This is a genomic window from Wenyingzhuangia aestuarii (genome assembly GCF_011927765.1).
GTDB classification, from domain to species: Bacteria; Bacteroidota; Bacteroidia; order Flavobacteriales; family Flavobacteriaceae; genus Wenyingzhuangia; species Wenyingzhuangia aestuarii.
Genome location: NZ_JAATJG010000013.1, coordinates 118,464 through 125,213, shown reverse-complemented (window position 1 = coordinate 125,213; position 6,750 = coordinate 118,464). Strand labels below are relative to the sequence as shown.

The 6,750-nt window shown below is 33.3% G+C and carries 5 protein-coding genes; 2 read left to right on the top strand and 3 right to left on the bottom strand.

The window, feature by feature from the left end; translation table 11 throughout:
• Nucleotides 1-128: 128 nt before the first annotated feature.
• Complete coding sequence (locus GGR97_RS12405; protein ID WP_167898836.1) at nucleotides 129-530, bottom strand: DUF1573 domain-containing protein; 402 nt, start codon at nucleotides 528-530, stop codon at nucleotides 129-131.
• Between the two features lie 123 nt (nucleotides 531-653).
• On the opposite strand from GGR97_RS12405, the gene GGR97_RS12400 reads away from it, so the two are divergent.
• Together GGR97_RS12400 and GGR97_RS12395 are read left to right on the top strand one after the other, a co-directional pair.
• Nucleotides 654-3,287, top strand: coding sequence for a valine--tRNA ligase (locus GGR97_RS12400; RefSeq protein WP_167898835.1), 2,634 nt, complete (start codon nucleotides 654-656; stop codon nucleotides 3,285-3,287).
• A gap of 122 nt (nucleotides 3,288-3,409) precedes the next feature.
• A complete protein-coding gene (locus GGR97_RS12395) occupies nucleotides 3,410-4,855 on the top strand; it encodes a DUF3360 family protein (protein WP_209272381.1) in 1,446 nt (481 codons plus the stop codon).
• 81 nt (nucleotides 4,856-4,936) lie between these two features.
• Here GGR97_RS12395 and GGR97_RS12390 read toward each other — a convergent pair whose 3' ends face one another.
• Complete coding sequence (locus GGR97_RS12390; protein ID WP_167898834.1) at nucleotides 4,937-5,863, bottom strand: aldo/keto reductase; 927 nt, start codon at nucleotides 5,861-5,863, stop codon at nucleotides 4,937-4,939.
• A gap of 83 nt (nucleotides 5,864-5,946) precedes the next feature.
• Nucleotides 5,947-6,678 carry a hypothetical protein gene (locus GGR97_RS12385; protein ID WP_167898833.1) on the bottom strand — a complete coding sequence of 244 codons (732 nt, stop codon included), beginning with the start codon at nucleotides 6,676-6,678 and terminating at the stop codon, nucleotides 5,947-5,949.
• Nucleotides 6,679-6,750 lie beyond the last annotated feature (72 nt).

Genomic DNA, 6,750 nt, shown 5'->3' with positions numbered 1-6,750 from the left:
AAAGTCATACATTCTTTTTTAAACTCAATACTAAACTTTACCTTTCTATACATAAAATGCCCCCAAATTGTGTCTAACTTTTTGGGGGCACTGTAATTTAAGTGGCTTTTTTATCTTTATGATGAGATTTAGTCTTTTAAAACTTCTCCTTTAATTCTAACTACTTTAGGTTGTTCTGTAGCATTAGAAACAATGGTTACTGTTTTGGTAAATCTACCTATACGGTCTGTTGCATATTTCACTTTAATTTCTCCAGTTTTACCAGGCATAATAGGCTCTTCTGGTTTTGTTGGTACGGTACATCCACAGCTTCCTTTTACGCTTGTAATTACTAATGGAGCGCTACCTTCGTTTTTAAACTTAAAATAACGAACACCGTAAGCATTGTGTTTTATTTTTCCGTAATCAATAACTTCCGTTTCAAATTTTAGTACAGGCTTTAATGTATTGTCTTTTGCTGCGTTTGCGTGTTGTGCAAAAGTTAAAACAGGAACTAAAGCCATGCAAATGATAAGTGCTAATTTTCTCATGTTGATTAAATTTTTGATAAAAATAAATTTTTCTATTCAACATTCAATAACTATACCGTAATTTTTTTTAGTCCTTAGGATATTTGTATTTTTGGCCACCTGATTATATAATAAAATCAACACATGAGTATTCCTAATACATATAATGCTACAGCTGTAGAAGAGAAATGGTACGATTACTGGACGAAAAACAATTATTTTCATTCCGTACCAAACGAAAAAGAGCCTTACACTATTGTAATTCCCCCGCCAAACGTAACGGGAGTTTTACACATGGGACACATGTTAAACAATACAATTCAAGATGTATTAATAAGACGTGCACGTTTAAGAGGTTACAATGCTTGTTGGGTACCTGGTACCGATCATGCTTCTATTGCTACCGAAGCTAAAGTAGTTGCCAAGTTAAAAGCCGAAGGAATCAATAAAGAGGATTTAACTCGTGATGAATTCTTAAAGCACGCTTGGGAGTGGACAGATAAGCATGGTGGAATTATTTTAGATCAATTAAAAAAACTAGGTGCTTCTTGCGATTGGGAACGTACAAAGTTTACCATGGATGCTGATTTAAGTGAAGCCGTAACTAAGGTTTTTGTAGACTTATATAAAAAAGGAGACATTTACAGAGGGTACCGCATGGTAAACTGGGATCCTGAAGCAAAAACAACCTTGTCTGATGAAGAAGTAATTTTTGAAGAAAAACAAGGAAACTTCTATCACATCAATTATAAAATTGAAGGTTCTGAAGAGGTGGTTACTATTGCAACTACTCGTCCAGAAACTTTATTAGGTGATACGGCTATTTGTATCAACCCTGATGATGAAAGATATGCACATTTAAAAGGTAAGAACGTAATTGTTCCTATTGCCAATAGAGTGATTCCTATTATAGAAGATGAATATGTAGATATTGAGTTTGGAACGGGTTGTTTAAAAATCACTCCTGCGCACGATCAAAATGATAAATTGATAGGAGAGAAACACAATTTAGAAGTAATAGACATTTTAAATGATGATGCTACTTTAAATGACAATGGGTTACATTACAAAGGAAAAGACAGATTTGTAGTTCGTAAAGAAATTACCAAAGAGCTTGAAGAAATTGGGGCTTTGGTAAAAGTAGAACAACACATGCACAAAGTAGGAACGTCTGAAAGAACCAAGGCTGTTATAGAGCCTAAAATTTCTGCTCAGTGGTTTTTACGCATGGAAGATATGGTAAAACCAGCTTTAGATGCGGTTTTAAAAGATGAAGAAATTAAATTGTATCCTAAGCGTTACAACAATACCTATCGTCATTGGTTAGAAAACATTCGCGATTGGAATATTTCTCGTCAATTATGGTGGGGACACCAAATTCCAGCTTTTTTCTACGGAGAAGGAGTAGAGGAGTTTGTGGTAGCAACGTCTATAGAAGAAGCTTTGCCATTGGCTATTGAAAAAACAGGAAACAGTGCTTTAACAGTTGCCGATTTAAAACAAGATGAAGATGCTTTAGATACTTGGTTCTCTTCTTGGTTATGGCCTATTTCGGTTTTTGATGGAATTAACAATCCAGAAAACGAAGAAATTAACTATTACTATCCAACAAACGATTTAGTTACAGGTCCAGATATTATTTTCTTCTGGGTCGCTAGAATGGTATTTGCAGGATATGAGTTTAAACAAGAAAAACCGTTTAGCAACGTATATTTTACAGGAATTGTAAGAGACAAGCAAAGACGTAAAATGTCTAAATCTTTAGGAAACTCTCCTGATCCTATTGAGTTAATGCAACAATATGGTGCCGATGGTGTTCGTGTAGGATTGTTATTATCTGCAGCTGCTGGAAACGACTTAATGTTTGATGAAGATTTATGTGCACAAGGACGTAACTTTACCAACAAAATTTGGAATGCATTTAAGTTGATTAAAGGTTGGGAAGTTTCTGAAACTGAAGCTCAACCAGAAGCTTCTAACATTGCCATCAATTGGTACAAAGCTAAATTCCAAAAAACATTGGCAGAAGTAGATGCTAATTTTGAGGTCTATAGATTGAGTGATTCTTTAATGAGTATTTATAAGTTAGTATGGGAAGATTTCTGTGCTTGGTTCTTAGAAATGATCAAACCTACCTATGGTACACCTATGGATGCTGTAACTTATAAAGAAGTAATTGCTATTTTAGAAGATAACTTAAAAATATTACATCCTTTTATGCCTCACTTAACAGAGGAAATTTGGCAGTTAATTACCGATAGAACAGCAGAAGAAGCTTTAGTAATTGCAGAATATCCAAAAGCAGTTGCTTATAACGATGAAATTATCAAAGGATTTGAAGTAGCTTCTGAGGTAATTTCAGGAATTAGAACCATTAGAAAAGATAAAAACATCTCTTTTAAAGAAACTATTGATTTAGCTGTTTTAAACAATAACAACACCGCTAAAGACTTTGATGCTGTGATTACCAAAATGTGTAACATTGCAGAATTGTCTTATGTAGATGCTTCTGTAGATGGAGCTTTAAGTTTCCGTGTACAGTCTAACGAATACTTTGTGCCTATGGCAGGGGCTATTGATGTAGAAGCAGAAGTTGCTAAGTTAACAGAGGAATTAAAGTATACAGAAGGTTTCTTAAAATCAGTTCAAAAGAAACTATCTAACGAGCGTTTTGTAAACAATGCACCAGAGCAAGTAATTGCAAGTGAACGCAAAAAAGAAGCAGATGCTTTGTCTAAAATAGAAACTATTAAAGCAAGTTTAAGTTCTTTAGTGTAGCTGTAACTTTCTTTTAATACCTTTTAAAAAGTCCCTATGAGTTTTCATAGGGACTTTTTTTGTTATTGTGTATTTTGTAAGGATATGTTGTTATATTTATGTTTTTTATAAAAATATACAGAATGAGTAAAGAATCTTATAAAGATAGAAGAAAACAATCAAAAGAGTTTAAAACAAGAAAGGAGTATTTAGAACATGAATTGTCTATTTTAAATTTTAGAAAATGGCGAATCAATTTACCTTTTAGAGATTATTCTATCGAAATAGAAGACATTGCTCCAGGATTAGCCGCAACAATTGGAAAAGTAGTAATGGTTACTGCTGTAGTAGCTGCATTTGCTGCTCAGTATGGTTTAACGCCTGAATTTGTTGCAGAAAATGTTAGATATGAATTGTTAATTGCAGGAGGTTTATTTGTGATTTTATTTTCAGCTATTTTAAATCCAAATGCAAATTTATCAGGAACTCATGGTCCCATGATTCCTTTAATTCCCATTATTGCAGCTGCAGGAGGTCATCCTTTAGCGTTAGGAATTTTAATTGGTGTGTTTGGAATTCTATTAAGTATTACCAAAGGTGGTTCTAAATTAATGAATCTTACAGGTATTGGAGTAAGAGGAGGTTTGCTAATCTATTTAGGGGCTATGGGATTAATTAGTCAGATAGATAAATTGGAAGCTTGGGGAGCTAAAAATGATCAGAGTACCATTTCTTTTGTAATTATAGGAATGATTATTTTAATTTATGCCTACTTAGCTAGAGTAGGGAAAAGATGGATGGCTATTCCTCTGTGTTCTCTTTTAGCAGGTTTGGTTGCTTATTTTATGGGAGCGAATTTTGAGTTTACCACAAAACCAGGATTGCCTCACATGAATCCTATGTGGTGGTGGGGAGAAACTACAGGATGGCAAATGGGATGGCCTAGTTTAGAAAACTATATTGCGGTAATTCCCTTCACTATTTTAGCTGTGGCTATGTGGTCTCCAGATTTTTTAGGACACAGAGTTTTTCAAGAAATGAATTATCCTAAAGGGTCAGAAAAAACATTAATGGATGTAGATGATACTATGTCGGTAGCTTCTGTAAGACAAGTTGTAGGATCCTTTTTAGGAGGAGGAAATATTGCTTCTTCTTGGGGAACCTATATGATTCCAGCTGCCATTGCCAAAAGACCCATTCCGGGAGGAGCTTTATTAACCGCTATTTTTTGTGTGTTGGCTTCCATTTTTGGATATCCTATGGATTTGGCCATGTGGCAACCTGTATTAAGAGTCGCTTTAATTGTAGGAGTGTTTTTGCCTTTGTTAGAGGCGGGAATGCAAATGGTTAAAAAAGAAAAAGATTCTGTAAGTGCCGGTACTTGTATTTTTGCCTGTGCTTTTGTAAACCCTGTTTTTGGATGGGCTTTAACCATGTTGTTAGATAATATGGGGTTAATAGGAGATAGAGAAAGAGCCAAGGGACTAACTTGGAAAGAAAAACTAGTAATACCTGGTGTAATGTTTATTGTTTGTGTGGTTTCTCTTGCTGTAGCAGGACAACTACCAGGAATTCCAGGGATTTTTTAGTAGTAATGTGTGTTTATTTAAAAAGCCCCATTTGCATTGCAAATGGGGCTTCTATGTAGGTTTTAATTAAATGGTAAAAACTTAATTCCAAGACAGTTGTTTACGTTCGTTCCAGTAATTGTCTGTATTTACATTTAAGTTGGTTAAGTCTTTTAGGTCATCACTACTCAATTCAAAGCTTAAAGCTTTTAAATTTTCTTGTAATTGATTTTGGGTAAAAGCACCGCTAAGTACTATATAAGGTTGTAAAGTATCTATAATAAATCGTAAGGCGATAGCATCTACACCTACATTGTGTTTTGTAGCTAAATCTGTTAAAAGGGGAGGAGTGTTTTTAAAAATTCTACCGTTTGCAATTCCCTCTTTAATTACTATTTTTTTACCTAGTTTGATTAAATCAGATAAGGTTTTAAAAGTACTTTGTTCTAAGACATTGTAGGTAACCTGAAAAACATCAAACAAATAATGATTGTTGATTTTAATGCTTGAAGCTTCTTGTAGAACTCTACTTTGATTAGGTCCGCTTGTTGTTAAGCCTATTTGTAAGCCAGTTTCGTTCTTAATTTCACTAAGTTTTTTTAAGACCTTATTATTTTCTAGAACTCCACTTTCTAGCGTAGCAGAATGTATTTGATATACTTTTAAGTCTGGAAGCATTTCTTTAGAAACTTCCCATTGTTCTACAAGTTTTTCTAGGCTGTGTTCTTTTACTTCGTGAGCACCTTTATAACCCAATTGCCAATTGGCAACGTAAGTGTATCCCCATTTCGTAGCTAAAATACTATCAGAATGTTGAGTAGTTTTTTGCCATTCTTTTAAAAAAGACTCTCCTTTTCCGTAAGACGGTGCGGTATCAAAATAACGAATACCTAATTGATAAGCAGCGTTTAACATTTCAAAAGCATTGTTTTTAAAACTACTTTCACTTTTGTCTATGTTTTTTTCGTCTCTAATATTTATATATTCTGGTCTCCCTAAAGCAGCCAGACCCAATCCTATTTTTGTCATATACCAAATGTATAAAATAGCGATAAAAAAAACTGCCATTTATAATAAATAAATGGCAGTTTAAATCATTAAATAATAAGAGATTATTTAATGCTTACTTGCTTTACAACTTGTTTGTTAATTATTTCTTTCCAAGTAGATCCAACAGGTCTAATAGATACAATAATTTGTTTTCCTTCTCCTTGTGGAATACCATCTTTACTCCAAACTTTCATTTTAACAACACCTGTACCTTTTTCTACTTTTTTAAGAGATCCCGCAATCCATTTGTTTGTTTTAGGGTCTTTAATTTCTAAATTAATTTCTCTGTCTTCTGTAGCAGAATATTGTACTTCAAACATTGCAGATTTTCCACTGTCAATGCTTGTAGGGGTGTTTACAAAAGAAACTTTGTCAATTAATTCTGAGGCAACATCTGTTTTTCCAATAGTAAAAGGTTTAATAACATCTATATTAATATTTTCTTTCCAAGTAGTTCCTGCCGGTCTAATAGAAACACCTATTTGATAATGACTTCCGTCTACAAACTGATCTTTTGTATTTAACTTCATGGTAATTTTACCAGAACCTTTTTTTACTTTAATAGTTTTTCCTGCAACCCATTTGTTTGTTTTAGGATTTTTTAGTTCTAAAGTAATGTCTCTAGTTTTTTTAGCCGTGTATTCAATTTCAAAACTTAAAGGTTTTTTGTTAACTACACTATTAGTTCTGTTTGTAAAGGCTACCTTATCATCTTGTGCAGATGCAAAAGAAAAACTTGCAACTACTAATACTGTAGTAAGAATTCTTTTTAAGAATGGAGTATTTGTTTTCATAATTTGAAATATTATTTTGGTTAATACTTCAAAATTAGGGGAACTTGCTTTTGAAAACTAAAAGGAACAGTT

What these genes read in the sequence shown, in the direction of transcription:
- GGR97_RS12405 (WP_167898836.1), bottom strand. Translation starts at nt 530, where the DNA reads ATGAGAAAATTAGCACTTATCATTTGCATGGCTTTAGTTCCTGTTTTA.
- GGR97_RS12400 (WP_167898835.1), top strand. Translation starts at nt 654, where the DNA reads ATGAGTATTCCTAATACATATAATGCTACAGCTGTAGAAGAGAAATGG.
- GGR97_RS12395 (WP_209272381.1), top strand. Translation starts at nt 3,410, where the DNA reads ATGAGTAAAGAATCTTATAAAGATAGAAGAAAACAATCAAAAGAGTTT.
- GGR97_RS12390 (WP_167898834.1), bottom strand. Translation starts at nt 5,863, where the DNA reads ATGACAAAAATAGGATTGGGTCTGGCTGCTTTAGGGAGACCAGAATAT.
- GGR97_RS12385 (WP_167898833.1), bottom strand. Translation starts at nt 6,678, where the DNA reads ATGAAAACAAATACTCCATTCTTAAAAAGAATTCTTACTACAGTATTA.